This is a genomic window from Pseudomonas sp. LTR0 (genome assembly GCF_036630035.1).
GTDB classification, from domain to species: Bacteria; Pseudomonadota; Gammaproteobacteria; order Pseudomonadales; family Pseudomonadaceae; genus Aquipseudomonas; species Aquipseudomonas putida_Y.
Map to the genome: position 1 here is coordinate 3,543,810 of NZ_CP123734.1, position 19,767 is coordinate 3,563,576.

22 protein-coding genes are annotated in these 19,767 nt (G+C 62.7%); 8 read left to right on the top strand and 14 right to left on the bottom strand.

Features of this window, described 5'->3' with window-relative positions:
• Positions 1 to 140: 140 nt before the first annotated feature.
• Positions 141 to 521 (bottom strand): antibiotic biosynthesis monooxygenase, encoded by a 381-nt coding sequence (locus QCL51_RS16320; protein WP_103469253.1) that lies wholly within the window; start codon positions 519 to 521, stop codon positions 141 to 143.
• A gap of 81 nt (positions 522 to 602) precedes the next feature.
• A complete protein-coding gene (locus QCL51_RS16325) occupies positions 603 to 1,595 on the bottom strand; it encodes a helix-turn-helix domain-containing protein (RefSeq protein ID WP_021783185.1) in 993 nt (330 codons plus the stop codon).
• 82 nt (positions 1,596 to 1,677) lie between these two features.
• Between QCL51_RS16325 and QCL51_RS16330 the strand changes: the two genes are divergently transcribed.
• Entirely contained in the window at positions 1,678 to 2,226 is a 549-nt protein-coding gene (locus QCL51_RS16330) for a cysteine hydrolase family protein (protein ID WP_103444034.1), read from the top strand.
• 49 nt (positions 2,227 to 2,275) lie between these two features.
• On the opposite strand, the gene QCL51_RS16335 is transcribed toward QCL51_RS16330, so the two are convergent.
• Complete coding sequence (locus QCL51_RS16335; protein WP_103444033.1) at positions 2,276 to 2,839, bottom strand: XRE family transcriptional regulator; 564 nt, start codon at positions 2,837 to 2,839, stop codon at positions 2,276 to 2,278.
• Positions 2,840 to 2,923: 84 nt separating this feature from the next.
• Between QCL51_RS16335 and QCL51_RS16340 the strand changes: the two genes are divergently transcribed.
• From QCL51_RS16340 to QCL51_RS16370, 7 genes are all read left to right on the top strand, one after another.
• The gene (locus QCL51_RS16340; protein ID WP_103469255.1) at positions 2,924 to 3,874 is read left to right on the top strand and encodes a DMT family transporter; all 951 of its coding nucleotides are present in this window, start codon (positions 2,924 to 2,926) and stop codon (positions 3,872 to 3,874) included.
• A gap of 150 nt (positions 3,875 to 4,024) precedes the next feature.
• Complete coding sequence (locus tag QCL51_RS16345) at positions 4,025 to 6,940, top strand: monovalent cation/H+ antiporter subunit A (protein WP_021783189.1); 2,916 nt, start codon at positions 4,025 to 4,027, stop codon at positions 6,938 to 6,940.
• The gene (locus QCL51_RS16350) at positions 6,940 to 7,284 is read left to right on the top strand and encodes a Na+/H+ antiporter subunit C (RefSeq protein WP_003250128.1); all 345 of its coding nucleotides are present in this window, start codon (positions 6,940 to 6,942) and stop codon (positions 7,282 to 7,284) included. Before QCL51_RS16345 ends, QCL51_RS16350 begins: the two co-directional genes overlap by 1 nt.
• Positions 7,281 to 8,960, top strand: a complete 1,680-nt coding sequence (locus tag QCL51_RS16355; protein ID WP_021783190.1) for a monovalent cation/H+ antiporter subunit D — start codon at positions 7,281 to 7,283, stop codon at positions 8,958 to 8,960. Before QCL51_RS16350 ends, QCL51_RS16355 begins: the two co-directional genes overlap by 4 nt.
• Positions 8,957 to 9,445: a Na+/H+ antiporter subunit E gene (locus QCL51_RS16360; protein WP_021783191.1), complete on the top strand. Its 489-nt coding sequence runs from the start codon at positions 8,957 to 8,959 to the stop codon at positions 9,443 to 9,445. The genes QCL51_RS16355 and QCL51_RS16360 overlap by 4 nt, the downstream gene beginning before the upstream one ends.
• Positions 9,442 to 9,720, top strand: a complete 279-nt coding sequence (locus QCL51_RS16365; protein WP_021783192.1) for a K+/H+ antiporter subunit F — start codon at positions 9,442 to 9,444, stop codon at positions 9,718 to 9,720. The genes QCL51_RS16360 and QCL51_RS16365 overlap by 4 nt, the downstream gene beginning before the upstream one ends.
• Complete coding sequence (locus QCL51_RS16370; RefSeq protein WP_021783193.1) at positions 9,717 to 10,082, top strand: Na+/H+ antiporter subunit G; 366 nt, start codon at positions 9,717 to 9,719, stop codon at positions 10,080 to 10,082. Before QCL51_RS16365 ends, QCL51_RS16370 begins: the two co-directional genes overlap by 4 nt.
• Before the next feature lie 12 nt (positions 10,083 to 10,094).
• Here the strand turns inward: QCL51_RS16370 and QCL51_RS16375 are convergent, their stop codons facing one another.
• From QCL51_RS16375 to QCL51_RS16425, 11 genes are all read right to left on the bottom strand, one after another.
• Positions 10,095 to 10,307, bottom strand: coding sequence for a hypothetical protein (locus QCL51_RS16375; protein ID WP_103469257.1), 213 nt, complete (start codon positions 10,305 to 10,307; stop codon positions 10,095 to 10,097).
• A complete protein-coding gene (locus tag QCL51_RS16380) occupies positions 10,304 to 10,774 on the bottom strand; it encodes a hypothetical protein (protein WP_003250101.1) in 471 nt (156 codons plus the stop codon). Before QCL51_RS16380 ends, QCL51_RS16375 begins: the two co-directional genes overlap by 4 nt.
• A gap of 345 nt (positions 10,775 to 11,119) precedes the next feature.
• Complete coding sequence (locus QCL51_RS16385; protein WP_021783195.1) at positions 11,120 to 11,314, bottom strand: hypothetical protein; 195 nt, start codon at positions 11,312 to 11,314, stop codon at positions 11,120 to 11,122.
• A 178-nt stretch (positions 11,315 to 11,492) separates the two neighbouring features.
• Positions 11,493 to 11,897, bottom strand: a complete 405-nt coding sequence (locus QCL51_RS16390; protein WP_003250099.1) for a TraR/DksA family transcriptional regulator — start codon at positions 11,895 to 11,897, stop codon at positions 11,493 to 11,495.
• A 198-nt stretch (positions 11,898 to 12,095) separates the two neighbouring features.
• Entirely contained in the window at positions 12,096 to 12,293 is a 198-nt protein-coding gene (locus QCL51_RS16395) for a hypothetical protein (protein ID WP_338443754.1), read from the bottom strand.
• A 641-nt stretch (positions 12,294 to 12,934) separates the two neighbouring features.
• Complete coding sequence (locus tag QCL51_RS16400) at positions 12,935 to 13,708, bottom strand: enoyl-CoA hydratase (RefSeq protein WP_003250095.1); 774 nt, start codon at positions 13,706 to 13,708, stop codon at positions 12,935 to 12,937.
• 13 nt (positions 13,709 to 13,721) lie between these two features.
• Positions 13,722 to 14,849 (bottom strand): acyl-CoA dehydrogenase, encoded by a 1,128-nt coding sequence (locus tag QCL51_RS16405; protein WP_021785352.1) that lies wholly within the window; start codon positions 14,847 to 14,849, stop codon positions 13,722 to 13,724.
• A gap of 8 nt (positions 14,850 to 14,857) precedes the next feature.
• Positions 14,858 to 16,051: an acetyl-CoA C-acyltransferase gene (locus tag QCL51_RS16410; protein WP_021785353.1), complete on the bottom strand. Its 1,194-nt coding sequence runs from the start codon at positions 16,049 to 16,051 to the stop codon at positions 14,858 to 14,860.
• A gap of 11 nt (positions 16,052 to 16,062) precedes the next feature.
• Positions 16,063 to 16,830, bottom strand: coding sequence for an SDR family NAD(P)-dependent oxidoreductase (locus tag QCL51_RS16415; protein ID WP_103469259.1), 768 nt, complete (start codon positions 16,828 to 16,830; stop codon positions 16,063 to 16,065).
• Between the two features lie 13 nt (positions 16,831 to 16,843).
• The gene (locus QCL51_RS16420) at positions 16,844 to 18,490 is read right to left on the bottom strand and encodes an acyl-CoA synthetase (protein ID WP_021785355.1); all 1,647 of its coding nucleotides are present in this window, start codon (positions 18,488 to 18,490) and stop codon (positions 16,844 to 16,846) included.
• Positions 18,491 to 18,718: 228 nt separating this feature from the next.
• Complete coding sequence (locus tag QCL51_RS16425; RefSeq protein ID WP_021785356.1) at positions 18,719 to 19,741, bottom strand: AraC family transcriptional regulator; 1,023 nt, start codon at positions 19,739 to 19,741, stop codon at positions 18,719 to 18,721.
• Positions 19,742 to 19,767: the final 26 nt, after the last annotated feature.

The following is a 19,767-nucleotide window of genomic DNA, read 5'->3' on the forward strand; positions in this document are numbered from 1 at the left end:
GACCAAGATACGGCATGCATTGCCCGCCACACCCTGAGCCAACAAGACACTTCCTACAACAGGGCCAGGATCACTGATCAAGTTCCGCTGAACGCCCCAGGACGAAGACTTCACATGCAGCACAATCATTGCACACAGCGCTACGCGCCTTGGTATGCCTGATGCCCGCCCACCTGGCAATGCAGGACGCCATCGTCACCGCGCACCAGGCTGCGCAGGGCCTGGTAGGCGGCGAAGTTGATGCTTCGCGCCTGATGCTTGCCCAGCAGGTCAAGAAACGACGCCTCGACGAAGTGCACGGCTGCCGCAGCCCAGGCCTGGCGTGACTGCCATTGCAGGTATTGCAACACCCGGCTGCCATCGTCGCTGGCCTGGATACTCACACCCTGCAGCCCTTCGCAACGCGCAGCCAGCGCCTCACTACGCACCACCAGGGCGTGGGCCAATGCCTGCTGGCACATGGTGGGCACTTCGTATTCGATCATCTGGGTGAACCACAAGGCATGAGGTTTTGCCAACATCGACAGTCTCCTGGCTACGGACGCATGCAGCGCGATGCCGTGCAGGGTAAAACCTCAAGTAAAGTCAAGGTCAAGTGGTTTCTACATACCCTGACCGGACACCGCAAACCGTCGCCGATAATCACTCGGGGTAAGGCCGGTGACACGCTGGAACACCTTGCGAAACGCACCCGGGTCCTGGTAGCCGACACCCCACGCGATCTGTTCGACGTTGCGCCGGGTGAACTCCAGCAAACGGCACGCCCGACCTACCCTCACCTGCTGGCAATACTCGGTCGGGCGCAGCCCGGTAGCTGCACGAAAGCGCCGCAAGAAAGTGCGCTCCTCCAGCCCCGCGCAGGCAGCCATCGTGCTCAGGTCGGCATCCTGCCCGCCATTGCCCTGCAACCAGTGCTGCACCTTCAACACGGCCTCGTCGCCGTGGTCTAGGCGCGGGCTGAAGACAGCTCCGGGCAGCGGCGCCGCGACCGGATCGACCGCCAGATAGCGGGCGGTCTCCTGTGCCACCGTTGCCCCCACAAAGCGCTCCAGCAGACGCAAGCCCAAGTCAGTCCAGGCCATCAACCCCGCCGAGGTCACGATGTCGCCGTCATCCAGCAATGGCTGCTGGGCCTCTACCCGCACCTTGGGGAAGCGCTGGGCAAGCGCATGCACATAGTTCCAGTGCGTGCAGGCCGGGCGCCCATCGAGCAAACCGCTGGCAGCAATGAAAAATACCCCGATGCATACCGACGCCAGCACCGTACCACGCCCGTGCATCAGACACAGCGACGCACGGTGACGCTCCAGCAACTCAGCTTGCGGAGCCGACTCCAGGCTTGGCGGAATGATCAGTACGCGCAAGCCCGATGCGGCAACAGCAGAGCTATCCGATGCTGGCAACAACTGCCCTGCCTCATCTGCCTGCCAGCAACTGACCCGAATGTGCGGCAGCTCGACGGCCCCCAGTTCGGCCGCAACCCGGTTGGCCACCAGGAACAGGTCGGCCAGGCCATGCACAGCGGCGCGCTGGACGCCGGGGTACAGCAGCAAGCCGATATCGAGGTTGGCTGAGGTGTCAGTTTTTGCCCGCATAGTGTCGTTCGCGCCAATCCTCAGGTAAGTGAACACAGCCTATAACTAACGTCTCTCGACGACTACTGCCACAGGAGGCAGCATGAACAAGCAGGCACTGCTCATCATCGACATCCAGAACGACTACTTCCCGGGCGGCAAATGGACCCTCGATGGCGCCGACCAGGCGGCCGACAACGCTGCCCGCTTACTGGCAGCAGCACGCCAGCGCGGCGATCTGGTGGTGCATGTGCGGCATGAGTTCGACACTGCCGATGCGCCATTCTTTACCCCCGGTTCGCAAGGCGCGGCCATCCACGCCAAGGTCGAGCCATTACCGGGGGAGCCCGTGGTGCTCAAGCACAAGGTCAATGCCTTCCTCGACACCGATCTCGAGCACACGCTGGACCGGCATGGCGTCGAGGCGCTGACCATCGTCGGCAGCATGAGCCACATGTGCATTGACGCCGCCACCCGGGCTGCGGCCGACCTGGGCTATCAAGTGACCGTGGCGCACGATGCCTGCGCAACCCTGCCACTGGCGTTCGACGGCAAACAGGTGCCGGCGGCTCATGTGCATGACTCGGCGATGGCGGCGTTGGCGTTTGCCTATGCCAATGTGGTGAAGACCGATGAGCTGCTGAAAAACTGATCGGTTTGAGACCTGTTGAGGCTGCACAGCAGCCCCAACACCTGCACACTCAAATCACCACATTGCGCACAAACCGCACAGCCGCCACGCCATCGTTGCGGTAGGCATACCGGCAATTGCTGGGGAACACATGGAACCGCCCCGCCTGCAAGCGATGCTCGATATCTTCGATGATCAGCGTCAGTTGCCCATCGACCACATAAATCTGCTCACTCCATCCTTCGGCATCGGCCTCACTGCAATAGCACTCCCCCGGTGCCAGGGTCCACTCCCAAAGTTCCACCTCGCGCCTTGCCGGGCTGGTGCCCAGCAACACCGCTCTGCTCTGGGGGTGTTCGCCAGCCCAGGCCAGCTCTTCAATGCGCCCGGGGTCGCGCAGGTCTGGCGCCTGGATCAAAGTACTGAAGGCCACGCCCAAGGCTTCGGCAATCCGGTCCAATGTGGTCAGGCTGACATTCTTCTCGCCCGCCTCGATCGCGACCAGCATGCGCCGGCTGACCCCTGAACGCTCGGCGAGCGCCGCCTGACTCAAGCCGGCGGCGTTGCGCAGACTGCGCACATTGAGGCTGACATGTTGCAGCACCGATGCCCGGTGCGAAGAATCCTTGTGCACTATATTGCTCACTGATCAAGATTGCGCAGTATACTGCCCACTTTTGCGGCGATTGTGCGCCGCCCTTTCCGAGTGTGCAAGACCATGAACCAGCCCAGCAGCAAGCCTACCCCTGCCGTCACCTTCCGCCTGAGCAAGGCCGAACTGGTGCTGGTATTCATCACCATGTTGTGGGGCGGCACTTTCCTGCTGGTGCATAACGTGATGACCGTCAGCGGCCCGATGTTCTTCGTCGGCCTGCGCTTTGCAGCAGCCGCGCTGTTCGTTGGCGTGGTCTCGGCGCGAGCGCTGCCCGGCCTGACCTTCACCGAGCTGAAGGCCGGCATGCTGATCGGCGTGTCGATCATGCTCGGCTATGGCCTGCAGACCATGGGCCTGCAAACCATCAGCAGCAGCCAGTCAGCGTTCATCACTGCGTTGTACGTGCCGTTTGTGCCGCTGCTGCAGTGGCTGGTGCTGGGCCGGCGGCCCGGCCTGATGCCCAGCATGGGTATCTGCCTTGCATTCATCGGTCTGATGCTGCTGGCCGGCCCGGAAGGCGGCAGTCTGCGTTTCAGCGAGGGCGAACTGGTCACCTTGGTCAGCGCCGTGGCCATCGCCGGTGAAATCATCCTGATCAGCCGCTACGCCGGCCAGGTCGATGTGCGCCGGGTGACTGTGGTGCAACTTGCCACCGCATCGCTGCTGGCGTTTCTGATGATCGTGCCGACCCAGGAGCGCATCCCCGACTTTTCCTGGCTTCTGCTGGCCAGCGCAGTCGGCCTGGGCGCAATGAGTGCGGTGATTCAAGTGGCGATGAACTGGGCCCAGAAGTCGGTCTCGCCTACCCGCGCCACGCTCATCTATGCCGGTGAACCGGTGTGGGCCGGCATCGTCGGGCGCCTGGCCGGCGAGCGCCTGCCGGGCGTGGCGCTGCTCGGCGGCCTGCTGATCGTGGTCGCGGTGGTGGTCAGTGAACTCAAGGTGCGGCGCCCACGCGAAAGCGTCGAAGCACGCGCTGTGCAGCATCAAGGCGAACGCCAGGCCGGGCTGTGAAAGGGTCAACAGCGGCTATTCTTTGTAAAGAACTGTTATAAAAAAACCGCTTGTCACAGCCTGTTTGTAGGATTCTGCGACAGCTTGCGTGTTGGTGATAAACACCTCGGCACGTATGATTCTTTGCAAACTTCTCCAGAATAGGCCGCTATGTCCTTGATAGTGCTATTGCTTCTGCCGTTCTTGGGCAGTTGCCTGGCAGCTGTGCTGCCGCACAACGCACGTAACGCCGAGTCCATTCTTGCCGGGCTCGTAGCCCTGGTCGGTACCGTCCAGGTAGCACTTCTGTACCCTCAGATTGCCCATGGTGGCGTCATTCGCGAAGAGTTCCTGTGGCTACCCAGCCTGGGGATGAACCTGGTCTTGCGCATGGACGGCTTTGCCTGGCTGTTCTCGTTGCTGGTACTGGGCATTGGCACACTGGTATCGCTGTATGCCCGCTACTACATGTCGCCGCAAGACCCGGTGCCACGCTTCTTCGCGTTCTTCCTGGCCTTCATGGGCGCCATGCTCGGTCTGGTCATCTCCGGCAACCTGATCCAGCTGGTGTTCTTCTGGGAACTGACCAGCCTGTTCTCCTTCCTGCTGATTGGCTACTGGCACCACCGCGCCGATGCCCGTCGCGGCGCCTACATGGCGCTGATGGTAACCGGCGCAGGCGGCTTGTGCCTGCTGGTAGGGGCACTGCTGCTCGGCCATGTGGTCGGCAGCTACGACCTGGACAAGGTCCTGGCTGCCGGTCACATCATCCGCCAGCATGCGCTTTACCCGGTGCTGCTGCCCCTGATCCTCATCGGCGCCCTGACCAAGAGCGCACAGTTCCCCTTCCAGTTCTGGCTGCCCCACGCCATGGCAGCGCCCACGCCGGTGTCGGCCTATTTACACTCTGCCACCATGGTCAAGGCCGGGGTGTTCCTGCTGGCACGCCTGTGGCCGGTACTTTCCGGTAGCGAGGAGTGGTTCTGGATCGTCGGCGGTGCCGGTGCCCTCACCCTGCTGCTCGGCGCATTCGCCGCCATGTTCCAGAATGACCTCAAGGGCCTGCTGGCCTATTCGACCATCAGCCACCTGGGCCTGATTACCCTGCTGCTTGGCCTGAACAGCCCGCTGGCTGCCGTTGCCGCGGTATTCCACATTCTCAACCATGCCACCTTCAAGGCCTCGCTGTTCATGGCCGCCGGCATCATCGACCACGAGAGCGGCACCCGTGACATTCGCCGCCTCAGCGGCCTCGTCCGCCTGGTGCCCTATACCGCGACCCTGGCGATGGTCGCCAGCGCCTCGATGGCCGGCGTACCGCTGATGAACGGCTTCCTGTCGAAGGAAATGTTCTTCGCCGAGACGGTGTTCATCAGTTCTACCGCCTGGGTCGAGGCCACGCTGCCGGTAATCGCCACCCTGGCTGGCACCTTCAGCGTGGCCTATGCCCTGCGCTTTACCGTCGATGTGTTCTTCGGGCCGACGGCTCAGGACCTGCCCCATACCCCGCACGAGCCGCCACGCTGGATGCGTGCTCCAGTCGAGTTGCTGGTGCTCACCTGCCTGGTAGTGGGCATCTTCCCCGCCCAGTCGGTCGGCCCCCTGTTGGCCGCTGCAGCCCTGCCGGTGGTTGGCGGTACCCTGCCCGAGTACAGCCTGGCCATCTGGCATGGCTGGAACGCACCGATGGTCATGAGCCTGGTAGCCATGAGCGGCGGCATCGTCCTGTACCTGCTGCTGCGCAAGCAACTGCGCCTGGGCCGCTTCCCCTCCCCCCCCGTGATCGAGCGTTTCAATGGCAAGCGGCTGTTCGAGCATGGCCAGGTTCATCTGATGCTGCTGGCGCGTCGCCTCGAGCGCTTGCTCACCACCCGGCGCCTGCAGTCGCAGCTATTCATGCTGGTATTCGCCGCGTTCCTCGCGGGCCTCACTCCTATGTTCTATAGCGGCCTGAGCTGGGGTGACCGCCCGAAGATTCCGGGTTCGGGCGTGTTCGTCGCCCTGTGGTTGATCGCGATTGCCTGCGCCATCGGCGCCGCTTATCAAGCCAAGTACCACCGTCTGGCGGCCCTGATCATGGTCAGCGTCTGCGGCCTGATGACCTGCATTACCTTCGTCTGGTTCTCTGCGCCGGACCTGGCGCTGACCCAGCTGGTGGTGGAAGTGGTCACCACCGTGCTGATCCTGCTCGGCCTGCGTTGGCTGCCTAGGCGTATCGAAGGCGTGTCACCGCTGCCTGGCAGCCTGGAGCGCGCGCGCATGCGCCGCCTGCGCGACTTGCTGCTGGCCGTGCTGGTGGGTGGCGGCATGGCCGTGCTGTCGTACGCCATGCTGACCCGACCGACGCCCAACGACATTTCCTCGTTCTACTTGAGCCGGGCATTGCCTCAGGGCGGCGGCACCAATGTGGTCAATGTCATGCTGGTCGACTTCCGCGGCTTCGATACCCTCGGTGAAATCACCGTACTGGTGGCTGTGGCACTGACTGTGTTCGCCCTGCTGCGGCGCTTCCGCCCTCCGAAAGAGAGCATGCAGTTGCCAGCGCAACAGCGCCAGTTGGCGCCGGACGTGGTCACCGACCTGATCAACCCGCGGCATGCCACCGATACCGCGCTGGGGTTCATGATGGTGCCTGCAGCACTGGTGCGCCTGCTGCTGCCGATCGCCTTGCTGGTGTCGATGTACCTGTTCATGCGCGGGCACAACCAGCCCGGTGGCGGGTTTGTCGCTGGCCTGGTGATGTCGGTGGCGTTCATCCTCCAGTACATGGTGGCCGGCACCCAGTGGGTCGAAGCACAGATGAGCCTGCGGCCGCTGCGCTGGATGGGTACCGGGCTGCTGTGCGCGACCCTGACCGGTGTCGGCGCCATGCTGCTGGGTTATCCGTTCCTCACCACCCATACCGCCCACTTGCACCTGCCACTGCTGGGTGATGTACACGTGGCCAGCGCGCTGTTCTTCGATATCGGCGTGTACACCGTTGTGGTCGGCTCGACCCTGCTGATCCTCACGGCCCTGGCGCACCAGTCGGTGCGCGCCTACCGCCCGGGCAACCCGGCAAAAACCAGCCAAGCAGGAGCCGCCTGATGGAAGAAGTGATTGCAGTCGCCATCGGCGTACTGGCTGCCTCCGGAGTGTGGCTGATCCTGCGCCCGCGTACCTATCAGGTGATCATGGGCCTGTGCCTGCTTTCGTACGGGGTCAACCTGTTCATCTTCAGCATGGGCAGCCTGTTCATCGGCAAGGAACCGATCATCAAGGATGGCGTTACCCAGGACCTGCTGCACTACACCGACCCGCTGCCGCAGGCACTGGTGCTCACCGCCATCGTCATCAGTTTCGCCATGACCGCGCTGTTCCTGGTGGTGCTGCTGGCCTCGCGCGGCCTGACCGGTACCGACCACGTGGATGGCCGGGAGCGTGACGAATGAGTGGTATGAGCCAACTGATTGTCGCCCCCATCCTGCTGCCGCTGATTACAGCGGCGATCATGTTGCTGCTGGGTGAAAAGCACAGGCATATCAAGGCCAGTCTGAACCTGCTGTCAACCTTCACCGGCCTTGCAATCGCGGTCTCTCTGCTGCTGTGGGTGCGCACCCAGGGCCAGGCAGCATCGATCGGCGTGTACCTGCCGGGCAATTGGCCAGCGCCGTTTGGCATCGTGCTGGTGGTGGACCACCTGTCCGCGCTCTTGCTGAGCCTGACCGGGGTCATCGGTTTCAGCGCCCTGCTGTTTGCCCGTGCCCGCTGGGACGGTGCAGGGGCCAGCTTCCATGCACTGTTCCAGATTCAACTGATGGGGCTGTATGGCGCTTTCCTCACCGCCGACCTGTTCAACCTGTTCGTCTTCTTCGAAGTGCTGCTGGCCGCCTCCTATGGCTTGCTGCTGCATGGTTCGGGGCGTGCGCGGGTGCGCGCCGGCCTGCACTACATCGCCATCAACCTGTTTGCCTCGTCGCTGTTCCTGATCGGCGCAGCGATGCTGTATGGCGTAACTGGCACCCTGAACATGGCTGACCTAGCGCTGAAGGTTCCACTGGTACCGGAAGCCGACCGTGGCCTGCTGCATGCCGGTGCGGCAATCCTGGCCGTGGCCTTCCTGGTCAAGGCCGGTATCTGGCCACTGAACTTCTGGCTGGTGCCAGCTTACGCGTCAGCCAGCGCACCGGTGGCTGCATTGTTCGCCATCATGACCAAAGTCGGCCTGTACGCCGTGCTGCGCCTGTGGACGCTGCTGTTCTCCGGGCAGGCCGGGGCCTCTGCGCATTTCGGCGGCGAATGGCTGATTTACGGCGGACTGGTTACCCTGGCGGTGGCAGCGGTATCAATCCTGGCGGCACAGCGCCTGGAACGTATGGCGGCACTCAGTATCCTGGTCTCGGCCGGCACCCTGCTTGGCGCGGTGGGTTTTGCTCAGGCGGCACTGACCGGCGCGGCGCTGTTCTACCTGGTCAACTCGACCCTTGCGCTGTGTGCACTGTTCCTGCTCGCCGAACTGGTCGAGCGCTCGCGCTCGGCCAATGAAGCGCCGCTGGACGAAGAAGAAGACGCCATGCCCCCGCCACTGGAATCGCTGCACCCGCCCAAGGGCATCAACCTCGATGATGAACAGCAGGTGGTAATCGGCCAGATCATCCCGTGGACCATGGCCTTCCTCGGCCTCAGCTTCATCGCCTGCGCACTGCTGATCATCGGCATGCCGCCACTGTCAGGCTTTGTCGGCAAGCTCAACCTGATCAGCGCGCTGTTCAATCCACTGGGCCTGGGCGTGCCGGCCGAGCAGCCGCTGAGTGCCGCCGGCTGGGGCCTGGTAGCGTTGCTGATCCTGTCCGGCATGGCCTCGCTGATCGCCTTCGGCCGCGTCGGCATCCAGCGTTTCTGGAAGCCCGAAGAGCGCCCGTCACCGGTGCTGCGGCGCTATGAATGCCTGCCCATCGTCATCCTGCTCGGCCTGTGCCTCATCCTCAGCCTCAAAGCCGAGCCGTTGCTGCGCTACACCCAGGACACTGCCGCCAGCCTGCAGGCCCCCGATACCTATATCGAAGCCGTGATGGCCGCCCGGCCGATTCCTGGCCCCACCTCGCGCGACGTAGAGGTGCAGCCATGAACCGACTGTTCCCCGCCCCACTGCTATCGGTCTCGCTGTTCGGCCTGTGGCTGCTGCTGAACCTCTCGGTCAGCCCCGGCAACCTGCTGCTGGGCGCCGCACTTGGCATACTGGCGCCACTGCTGATGGCGCCCCTGCGCCCGCAGCATGCCCACGTACGGCGCCCCCTGGTCATCGCCCGGCTGATCGGTCGGGTCGGCATCGATGTGATCATCTCCAACCTGCTGGTGGCCCGTGGTGTACTGCGGGCCGGCAAGCAGCCACTACGCTCGGCGTTCGTTCACATACCACTGGCATTGCGTGACCCCCACGGCCTGGCAGCGCTGTCGATGATCACCACAGTGGTGCCTGGCACAGTCTGGTCCGAACTGGCACTGGACCGCAGTGTGCTGTTGGTGCATGTGTTTGAGCTGGACGATGAAGCGGCCTTCATACAGCACTTCAAGGACACTTACGAACGCCCGCTGATGGAGATTTTCCAATGACTGGCCTGCTCGCCAATGCCGTCCTCGCCAGCCTGTTCATCTTCGCCCTGGCCATGGGCCTGACGCTGATCCGGCTGTTCCGTGGCCCATCCGCCCAAGACCGCGTGCTGGCCCTGGACTACCTTTACATCCTGGCCATGCTCACCATGCTGGTGCTGGGTATCCGTTATGCCAGTGACACCTACTTCGAAGGTGCCCTGCTGATTGCGCTGTTTGGTTTCGTCGGCTCGTTTGCCCTGGCCAAGTTTCTGCTGCGCGGAGAGGTGATCGAATGACTGAAGCCCTGGTACTGCCGTTCTGGCTGGAACTGGTCACGGCCGCGCTGCTGCTCACCGGCAGCCTGTTCGCCCTGGTCGGCGCCATAGGCCTGGTACGCCTGAAAGACTACTTCCAGCGCATGCACCCGCCAGCGCTGGCCTCGACCCTTGGCGCCTGGTGCGTAGCACTGGCCTCGATCATCTACTTTTCGTGGCTCAAGGGCACCCCTGTGCTGCACGCGTGGCTGATTCCTATCCTGCTGTCGATCACCGTGCCGATCACCACGCTGTTGCTGGCACGGGCGGCACTGTTCCGCAAGCGCATGGCGAAAGAGCCGGTGCCTGAAGAAGTCAGCAGCGGCCGAGACCGTGGCAATTGAAGGTTTGCCGTCTCAACCTTGGCTCAGGCGCTGCAACTCGCGCCGGACCATGGCGGCATATGGCGGCGGGCTAAGGCGATAGAGCTCAGCCGCCACCCAGTTCAACCAGGCGCCTTGCAGCCTCTCACGCCCGGCCAGCAAACGTTCTGCCTCAGCCACGGCATCGGCCTGGTGCTGCCGATGAAACTCGGCCCGCGATGCCGGTGCGTCGTCACTGTCGATCATTCACTGGCCTTGAAGGTGGTCAGTTCACCCTTGCGCCATTTGGCGACCTTGCCGGTCACTGCTTTAAGCAACTTGCCCAGGCCTTCCTGCACTTGTTGCTGCGCGGCGAATACCAGCATCACGCCATGGCCTTCACGAAACACGATGCCCTCGCCTTCCGGCACAGAAACGAAGGCGTAGTCGCCAACGCCATACACATTCAACTTGATTTCGCGAAAGCGCATTTCCAGCTTGCCACCTTCGCGGCTAGGCAATACGGCAGCACGAAAGTGGTCGCCGACTTTCAATTCAAGGCGCTGCTTGTCATCGACCACCAGTGCACTCTCGGTGTCGATTTCGGCCATGTACAAGCCTTCGGGACTCTGTTCGGTGACATAGATGAAGCGGCCCTGAAACAGTTGGGCCAATTTACCGCGCAAGTCGCCCAGGGCGAACAACGCATGCGTATCAAGTGTGCTGACTGCCAATGAAGTAATCCTCAACCGGTTACAACCCGCCCTCACCCAAGCTCGGGGAGGCGCGGCCATTTCTTATCGATAGGCAAAAAGAGTAATAAAGCGATATGCGAAATGTCTGTGCTCGCTGACGATGCAGCGCGCAGGAATCTTTACTCTGGTTTGCCAGACTCGCCCTCAACCGAAGGCGTTTGGCTCATTCCCGGCTTGGGAAGCGTGATGCCTGAAATCACTCGCCAGAAAACGCAACCAGTGGAGTGAGCCTGCAAGAAGACAAGCCCTGGCATCCATGTGCGCATTACTGTAGGACAAATATGCCCGAAAACACCGAAACCCGTCGAGAGGCAATAAACATTTTCAGGCAGCCAGCCCTTTCTTCAGTTGCTGCTGCCAGGCAGCCTGACACTCAAGCGCTTCCTCGCGCGTGGCGAAGGCGGTGCCGCGGCGCTCGCCATTGACCAGCACCACCCAGCAAATGCGCTTGCCCAGCGCCTGGAAGGTGGCCGGCACGCCCGACCCTATCATTACAGCCACATCGACTCGGCTATTCATCATTCCCTCCGGAACTTAATTAGCACCCTAACGATAAAGCCATGATACGCCTGACAGTGGCGCGGAAACAGCGCATCCCGGTACAGCAGTGTTTCTTACGGCGCAACAAAAACGGTATCGACGAGAAACGCAAAAAGCCCCAGGGATTGCTCCGAGGGGCTTTGCACCGCGCGCGGATTTATACCTGGCGCTGGTGGCGATCGAGCTGCTCGTGGCGCTCCTGGGCTTCGATGCAGTACTTGGTGGTCGGGCTGATCAGCAAGCGCTTCAGGCCGATGGGCTCACCACTGTCATCGCACCAGCCGAAGCTTTCGTCGGCAATACGGTCCAGGGCCATTTCCAGCTGTGGCAGCAGGCGCTGGTCGCGGTCGATGGCATTTACCAGCCAGCTACGTTCTTCTTCGACCGAAGCCACGTCGGCAGGGTCTGACGGGGTGTCCAGGCCTTCGATGGTGGTGCGGCTGAGCTCGATGCGTTCATGGGTTTCGACTTTCATCGCCTGCAGCAGCTCAGTAAAGAAAGCAAGCTGGTCGGCGTTCATGTAGTCATCGGCCGACATGGCCAGCAACTGTTCCTTGGTCATCGATTTCTCTATGAAAAAATGTGCATTTGGGCGATTCATGTGCCGCCGATGCCTATGCATCGACAGCGGAATTCTTCAAGCGCCAACCGGCACTCTTTTACAGGGGGCGGCAGTCTAAGGCGCCAAGCGGCGTGGAGCAACTGCAAATGGGTGCGAATTTGCTTCCGCTGCTGACAATCCGCCGGTCGGCACCCCTGCTCAGCTGCAGGGCCAGTAGCAAACTGTGATTCCGGTAGGGCCCATCCGCCTGCCGTTGCCGTTGCCGTTGCCGTTGCCGTTGCCGTTGATCTTGATCTTGATCTTGATCTTGATCTTGATCTTGATCTTGATCTTGATCTTGATCTTCGCGACTTCAGGAGGCCGAACGCAGGCCTTGCGGAGGCAGGTGACGGGCATGGATGCCCGTCAAGCGCTGAGGCCCCAGGATGGGGCCTTCGGCGCGGTCCTGCCGGGAGCAAGGCCGGAGTGAGGGGACCCCGGAGCGCAGCGCAGGGGCCGGATGATGGGAGCGCAGCGTTTTTTGGTTACTTTTTGTCGCGTTTGACAAAAAGTGACTCGCCGTAAGGGCGAAAAGGTGAGTCAGCGTCGCCATCGCAAACGGCCTGTTCGCTGAGTCAAAACAGACGAGTTCGCCTCTTGCTTCTTGCTTCTTGCTTCTTGCTTCTTGGATGTGGGCATCCACATCGAGTAGGTATTCATTCACGAAGGTGGCGCATAGTCACCTTTCCGCCCTTACGGCGGGTCACTTTTTGTCAAACGCGACAAAAAGTAACCAAAAAACGCTGCGCTCCCATCATCCGGCCCCTGCGCTACGCTCCGGGGTTCCCTCGCTCCGGGCTTGCTCCCGGGAGGACCGCGCTGCAGGCCCCATCCTGGGGCCCAGCGCTTGACGGGCATCCATGCCCGTCACCTCCCTCCGCAAGCCCTGCGCTCGGCCTCCTGAAGTCGCAATCTGCGTCGCCTGAACTATCGCGCGCTTAGAAGCAAAAGCAACGGCAACGGCAACGGCAACGGCAACGGCAACGAACCGAGTCTGATCAACGGTCCTTGAACTGTGCCTCGCGCTTGGCGATGAATGCGGCCATGCCTTCTTTCTGGTCTTCGGTGGAGAAAGCCGCATGGAAGACCCGACGCTCAAAGCGTACCCCCTCGCTGAGGGTGACTTCAAACGCTCGGTTGACGCTCTCCTTGACCATCATGCTCACCGGAATCGACTTGCTGGCAATGGTCGCCGCCACCTTCAGCGCCTCTTCCACCAGCTCTGCCTGCGGCACGATCCGCGCCACCAAACCTGCACGCTCGGCTTCTTCCGCCCCCATCAGGCGGCCGGTCAGGCAAAGCTCCATGGCCTTCGCCTTGCCCACCGCACGCGTCAGGCGCTGGGTACCGCCCATGCCCGGCAGCACGCCCAGGTTGATTTCCGGTTGACCAAATTTGGCATTGTCCGCCGCGAGGATAAAGTCGCACATCATCGCCAACTCACAGCCGCCGCCCAGGGCAAATCCAGACACTGCAGCAATGATCGGCTTACGGCGATTGGCAATGCGGTCGGCGTCGCTGAACAGGTCGTCGACGTAGATCTGCGGGTATTGCAGCTCAGCCATTTCCTTGATGTCGGCGCCAGCGGCAAAGGCTTTGGCCGAGCCTGTCAGCACCACGCAGCCGATGTTCGGGTCGCGCTCAAGCTGGTCCAAGGCCTGGTTGATCTCACCGACAATCTGCGCGTTCAGCGCATTGAGCGCCTGCGGGCGGTTGAGGGTGATCAGGCCAACCTTGCCGTGGATGTCCAACAGGATGGTTTCGAATGCCATGCAGTCTGCTCCTTCAAAGATTGCGCGCAATGACCATGCGCTGAATGTCGCTGGTGCCTTCGTAGATCTGGCAAACCCGAACGTCGCGATAGATCCGCTCCAGCGGGAAGTCACTCAGATAGCCATAACCGCCCAGGGTCTGCAAGGCATCCGAACAGACCTTTTCGGCCATTTCCGAGGCAAACAGCTTGGCCATCGATGCTTCCACCAGCGCCGGGCGCCCCGCATCACGAAGGGCGGCGGCGTGCAATACCATCTGCCGGGCCACGGAAATCTTCGTCGCCATGTCGGCCAGGCGAAAGGCCACGGCCTGGTGCTGGATCAACGGTTTGCCAAAGCTCTGGCGCTCGTTGGCGTAGTCGCGCGCCACTTCGAACGCCGCGCGGGCCATACCCACCGCTTGCGAGGCGATGCCGATACGGCCGCCCTCAAGGTTGGCCAGGGCGATCTTGTAGCCTTCACCCTCCGCCCCCAACCGGTTGGCCACTGGCACGCGCACATCGTCGAAAACGATCTGGCAGGTGTCGGAGGCGTGCTGGCCGAGTTTGTCCTCGACCCGTGCTACCTGGTAGCCCGGCGAGTCGGTCGGCACGATGAAGGCGCTGATGCCACGCTTGCCAGCCTCCGGGTCGGTGACTGCAAACACGATCACTACCCCGGCGTTCTGCCCCGAGGTAATGAACTGCTTGCTGCCATTGAGCACATAGTGGTCGCCCTCCAGGCGTGCTCGGGTCTTCAGGCTGCTGGCATCGGAGCCAGCCTGCGGCTCGGTCAGGGCGAAAGCACCGAGCATCGCACCTGTCGCCAGCGGGGTGAGGAACTGCTCTTTCTGCTGCTCGTTGCCGAAGCGCAGGATCGGCACGCAACCCACCGAGTTGTGCACGCTCATGATGGTCGAGCAGGCGCCATCGCCCGCAGCGATTTCCTCCAGGGCCATGGCATAGGCCACATAGCCGGTGTCGCTACCGCCCCACTGCTCCGGCACCAGCATGCCGAACAGGCCCAGTTCGGCCATTTCGTCGATGGCCTCTTTCGGGAAGCGATGTTCCTTGTCCCATTGCTCGGCAAACGGTCTCAGGCGCTCCTGGGCGAAGGCGCGTACCGCGTCGGCGATCTGTTGTTGCTCGTCATTTACCAGCATGGTTCACCTCAGTACAGGCATTCAACAGCCATGGCCGTGGCCTCGCCACCGCCGATGCAGATGGCCGCCACACCCCGGTGCAGATTGTTCTGGCGCAAGGCCGACAACAGGGTGACCAGAATACGTGCGCCAGAAGCGCCGATCGGGTGCCCGAGGGCGCAGGCGCCGCCGTGAATATTGACCTTGTCGTGTGGCAGATCGAGGTGTTTCATGGCCGCCAGGGTGACCACGGCGAAGGCCTCGTTGATCTCGAACAAGTCGACCTCGGCCAGGTTCCAGCCGGTGCGTTTCATCAGTTTGTCGATCGCGCCGATCGGGGCGGTCGGGAACAGCGCCGGGGTGTCGGCAAAGGCGGCGTGACCGTGGATGACGGCCAATGGCTTGAGGCCACGTTTGTCGGCCTCGGAGCGACGCATCAGTACCAGCGCCGCAGCGCCGTCGGAAATCGAACTGGCGTTGGCCGCCGTCACGGTGCCGCCTTCACGAAACGCCGGTTTGAGCTGCGCAATCTTGTCCAGGCGCGCCTTGGGCGGCTGCTCGTCATCCTTGATGACACGCTTTTCCTTGCCCTCGGTGACTTCCACCGGCACGATCTCGGCGGCAAAACGGCCGCTGCTGATGGCGTCCTGCGCTCGGGTGAGCGAGGCGATGGCGAACTGGTCCTGGGCTTCGCGGCTGAAGGCATTGGCCTGGGCACAGTCCTCGGCAAAGGTGCCCATCAGGCGGCCTTTGTCGTAGGCGTCTTCGAGGCCGTCCATGAACATGTGGTCGATGATCTTGCCGTGGCCCATGCGGTAGCCACCACGGGCTTTGTCCAGCAGGTACGGCGCGTTGGTCATGCTTTCCATGCCACCCGCCACTACCACGTCTGCGGTGCCGGCCAGCAGCAGGTCATGGGCCATGATCGCAGCTTGCATCCCCGAGCCGCACATTTTGTTCAGGGTGGTGCAGGTGGTGTGCTTGTCCAGCCCCGCGCCCAGCGCGGCCTGGCGTGCCGGCGCCTGGCCCTGGCCGGCTGGCAGCACGCAGCCGAACAGTACCTGCTCGACACAAGCGGCATCGATGCCGGCACGTTCCACGGCACCACGGATGGCAGCGCTGCCCAGTTGCGGCGCAGTCAGGCTTTTGAGGTCGCCCTGCAGCCCGCCCATGGGCGTGCGTACGGCGCTGACGATAACGATGGGGTCATTGGCGAGGGGCATGTTCGTTCTCCTTACTTGGCAGCCATGCGCAGCGCACCGTCGAGGCGGATGACCTCACCGTTGAGCATGCTGTTCTCGATGATGTGGCGGGCCAGCGCAGCGTATTCCTGCGGGCGACCCAAGCGGGGCGGGAATGGCACGCCGGCAGCCAGAGAAGCACGTACCTCTTCGCTCATGCCGGCCATCATGGGGGTTTCAAAGATGCCCGGAGCGATGGTCATCACGCGGATGCCGAAGCGCGCCAGTTCGCGCGCGGCCGGCAAGGTCAGGCTGGCAATGGCACCCTTGGAGGCGGCGTAGGCGGCCTGACCAATCTGGCCGTCATAGGCGGCAATGGAGGCCGTGTTGATGATGACCCCGCGCTCGCCGCCCTCATCGGCAGCCCCTTCGGCCATGGCCGCTGCAGCCAGACGCAACAGGTTGAAGCTGCCGATCAGGTTGACGTTGATGACCTTGGCGAAGCTGGCCAGGCCATGTGGGCCCTGCTTGCCCAGCACCTTCTCGGCACCGACGATGCCAGCACAATTGACCAACCCATGCAGGCTGCCAAAGGCGCTGACAGCTGCATCGACAGCCGACTGGGCCGCCTGCTCGTCACTGATATCAGCCACGGCGAAACGGGCGTTGTCGCCCAGCTCGCGAGCCTTGGCTTCGACAGCCGGGGCATTGAGGTCGACCAGCATGACCTTGGCACCAGCCTCGACCAGCATCTGTGCAGTAGCGGCACCCAGCCCGGAAGCGGCGCCGCTGACGATGAAATGTTTATTGGCGATGTGCATGAGTTCTTTCCTTTCAGACGCTGACAGGGGTGGCCTGTTGCGCTTGTTGTTTGGCGACTTCCTGGTTGCGCAGGATGAAGCGTTGCAGCTTGCCGCTCGGGGTCTTGGGCAGCTCGCTGACGAATTCGATTTCCCTGGGGTAGGCATGCGCGTAGAGACGCTGGCGCACGTGCTGGCGCAAGGTTTCTTCCAGCTCGACGCTGCCGGCGTAGCCGCTGGCCAATACCACGAACGCCTTGATCAGCTCGGTGCGCTCCGGGTCGGGCTTGCCGATCACCGCTGCCTCGATCACCGCCGGGTGCTCGATCAACGCACTTTCCACATCGAACGGCCCCACCCGGTAACCGGAGGTGGTGATCACGTCGTCGCTACGGCCGACGAAGCTGATGCTGCCATCCGGGTTCAGCTCGACAGTGTCGCCGCTGAGGTAGTACTTGCCGACGAAGGCTTTGGTCGGCAGGCCGTGGTAACCACCGAACCAGCACAGCGGCGACTGCTCACGGTCAACGGCGAGGATACCTGGCTGGCCGGCTGGCAGCTCGTTGCCCTGCTCGTCCAGCACCACGATGCGGTGGCCAGGAATGGCATAGCCGGCAGAACCCAGGTGCACCGGATGCTGCAGGCCATGGTGGTTGCACAGCACCATGCCCAATTCGGTCTGGCCATAGTGATCGTGAATGGTCACGCCCAGCTCGTCGGCGAACCAGCGGATCACCTCGGGGTTAAGCGGTTCGCCCGCACTGCTGACCACTCGCAGGCGGCCCTTGATCGGTGCCGAAAAATCTTTGCCCGCCGCAATCAGCAAGCGATACGCAGTGGGCGAGCCGGCCAGGTTGGTAATGCCCAGCTTGTCGATCACCCGGGCGCAGCTTTCGACACTGAACGGGCCATCGTAGAACGTGGTGGCATGCCCCAGCGACAACGGACCGGTCACGGCGTAATACAAACCGTAAGCCCAACCCGGGTCGGCCAGGTTCCAGAAGTTGTCCTCAGGCAGCAGCTCGATGGCATCACGCATGTAGCCCTGAAACGCGACAATCGCGCGCAGTGGCACTTCCAGGGGTTTTGCCGGGCCAGTGGTTCCAGAAGTGAACATCAGCAGGAACGGATCGTTGCCTGAGCGCATCACCGGCTCGCAGACATCCGCTGCGCTTTCCAGGCATTGCTGGAAGTCCAGTTCACCACTGCGGGCCTTGACGGTGATAATGGTCGGGCAGGCGTGCACCTCGTCCAGCTTGGCGCGGTTCTGGCTATCGGTGACCACCACTCGGGCGTGAGATTGCTCAAGCCGGTGCTCGATGGCCTTGGGGCCGAACGCCGTGAACAAGGGCTGATAAACCGCCCCAAGGCGCCAGGTAGCAAGGATGGTCACCAGCAGTTCGGGGGTGCGCGGCATCAAGCCGGCAACCCGGTCTCCAACGCCCACCCCCTGCGCCCTTAGCACATTGGCGAACCGTGCAGCCTGCACCTGAAGCTGGTCGAAGCTATAGCGCGCGCTGTTACCGTCGCGATCTTCATGTATCAGCGCCAGCTTGCCGTCACCGGCATGCCGGTCACAACATTCGACACAGGCATTAAGGGCCTCAAGGCTGCCATGCAATGCCGCCACTGCGGCCTGGGCATGGTCAAACGCACGAGCGGCCTCGGCGTAATCGCGCATCATCGGACTCCTGGTTTCTTGTTTTTGGAGTTGAAGCATCGGTCCGACGATGTTCGCGCCGCTCATGCGCGGCGGCAATGGCCAAAGCTGTCAATCTGGATGACTGGTTTGGCCGCCGCTCATCACCCCTCTGCGCGCTCGGCTGCCGCAGCCAGGACTGGGGGAGCGCCCCGACCAGGCGCTCGACATGGACGCCGTGTCATGCCTGCTGCCGCAAGCGTTCGCCCTTCAGTGCCCTGCCCCTCGCGCCTGGATCAACGCCCGATAATGCCCCGGGTTGCAGCCGAACCACTTGCGAAATGCCTTATAGAACGAGCTGCTGTCGGCAAACCCCAAACGCTCGGCAAGCTCGCCCATGGCCACGTCTTCCTGGCTGAGCCAGGCGATCGCCAGCTCCCGTCGTACGCTGTCCTTCAGGCCCTGGTAGTTCTGCCCCTCTTCTGCCAGGCGCCGCCGCAGGGTCGATGGCGACAGGCACAGCTGCCGGGCCAGGCTGTCAGCATCGGGCCATTGCTCAGGGGCCAGGCGCAACAGGTCGGTGCGGATACGCCGCCCGAGGCTGGCCGGGTCACGGTACTTGACCAGGATATTGCCCGGCGCTTCGGCCAGAAAACGCTGCAGTTCCTCCTCGCTGCGGCGCAGGGGCAAGTCGAGGCATTGCGAAGCAATGATCATGCGTGTGCGTGGACGCTCAAAATGCAGGCTCTCCGAAAACATGACCCGGTAGTCGTCGCAAAAAGGGGGTTCGGCACAACGCAGATCGATACTCAGAATCGGGATGCGCCGCCCGGCCAGCCAGCAAGCCACGCCATGCACGATCATCCAGAACGTGAAATAGGTGAACGCCCGGCGCGGTTCGTCACGCGGCTCATTGATGACAATTTCGGCCAGGCCTTCCTGGCGCACCAGGCTGGGCTGCATGTCTTGAAGCATCAGCGACAGGAATGCCAGCGAGGTTTCCAGGCCTGCGCCCAGGGTCGGTTGGCCCATGCTGGCACGGCACATGAAAGCCAGGCTGCCACTGCACAAACCGCGCGGGTCCATCGCGAAAAACTCGTCGTTGCAGCGCCGGGCCAGCAAGCGCCACAGGCGGGCATAGGATTCGGCACTGACCCTTGCCTCTGGCAGGTGCAGTTGTTCAACGGCAATACCCGCCCTGGCCAGCAAGCCACTGTCAGGCTCACCGGCAGGGCAGGTCTGCAACAGCGCTTCGCGCACCAGTTGCATGGAAATGGTGTCTTTGTCGCTCATCGACGGTCCTGTCGGCTGATTGCCGG

Coding starts and splice junctions, on each gene's coding strand:
- QCL51_RS16355 (WP_021783190.1), top strand. CDS start 7,281: ATGAGTGGTATGAGCCAACTGATTGTCGCCCCCATCCTGCTGCCGCTG.
- QCL51_RS16330 (WP_103444034.1), top strand. CDS start 1,678: ATGAACAAGCAGGCACTGCTCATCATCGACATCCAGAACGACTACTTC.
- QCL51_RS16395 (WP_338443754.1), bottom strand. CDS start 12,293: ATGCCCGTCACCTGCCTCCGCAAGGCCTGCGTTCGGCCTCCTGAAGTC.
- QCL51_RS16405 (WP_021785352.1), bottom strand. CDS start 14,849: ATGCTGGTAAATGACGAGCAACAACAGATCGCCGACGCGGTACGCGCC.
- QCL51_RS16385 (WP_021783195.1), bottom strand. CDS start 11,314: ATGAATAGCCGAGTCGATGTGGCTGTAATGATAGGGTCGGGCGTGCCG.
- QCL51_RS16325 (WP_021783185.1), bottom strand. CDS start 1,595: ATGCGGGCAAAAACTGACACCTCAGCCAACCTCGATATCGGCTTGCTG.
- QCL51_RS16360 (WP_021783191.1), top strand. CDS start 8,957: ATGAACCGACTGTTCCCCGCCCCACTGCTATCGGTCTCGCTGTTCGGC.
- QCL51_RS16320 (WP_103469253.1), bottom strand. CDS start 521: ATGTTGGCAAAACCTCATGCCTTGTGGTTCACCCAGATGATCGAATAC.
- QCL51_RS16410 (WP_021785353.1), bottom strand. CDS start 16,051: ATGCCCCTCGCCAATGACCCCATCGTTATCGTCAGCGCCGTACGCACG.
- QCL51_RS16375 (WP_103469257.1), bottom strand. CDS start 10,307: ATGATCGACAGTGACGACGCACCGGCATCGCGGGCCGAGTTTCATCGG.
- QCL51_RS16340 (WP_103469255.1), top strand. CDS start 2,924: ATGAACCAGCCCAGCAGCAAGCCTACCCCTGCCGTCACCTTCCGCCTG.
- QCL51_RS16350 (WP_003250128.1), top strand. CDS start 6,940: ATGGAAGAAGTGATTGCAGTCGCCATCGGCGTACTGGCTGCCTCCGGA.
- QCL51_RS16415 (WP_103469259.1), bottom strand. CDS start 16,830: ATGCACATCGCCAATAAACATTTCATCGTCAGCGGCGCCGCTTCCGGG.
- QCL51_RS16345 (WP_021783189.1), top strand. CDS start 4,025: ATGTCCTTGATAGTGCTATTGCTTCTGCCGTTCTTGGGCAGTTGCCTG.
- QCL51_RS16365 (WP_021783192.1), top strand. CDS start 9,442: ATGACTGGCCTGCTCGCCAATGCCGTCCTCGCCAGCCTGTTCATCTTC.
- QCL51_RS16370 (WP_021783193.1), top strand. CDS start 9,717: ATGACTGAAGCCCTGGTACTGCCGTTCTGGCTGGAACTGGTCACGGCC.
- QCL51_RS16400 (WP_003250095.1), bottom strand. CDS start 13,708: ATGGCATTCGAAACCATCCTGTTGGACATCCACGGCAAGGTTGGCCTG.
- QCL51_RS16420 (WP_021785355.1), bottom strand. CDS start 18,490: ATGCGCGATTACGCCGAGGCCGCTCGTGCGTTTGACCATGCCCAGGCC.
- QCL51_RS16390 (WP_003250099.1), bottom strand. CDS start 11,897: ATGACCAAGGAACAGTTGCTGGCCATGTCGGCCGATGACTACATGAAC.
- QCL51_RS16425 (WP_021785356.1), bottom strand. CDS start 19,741: ATGAGCGACAAAGACACCATTTCCATGCAACTGGTGCGCGAAGCGCTG.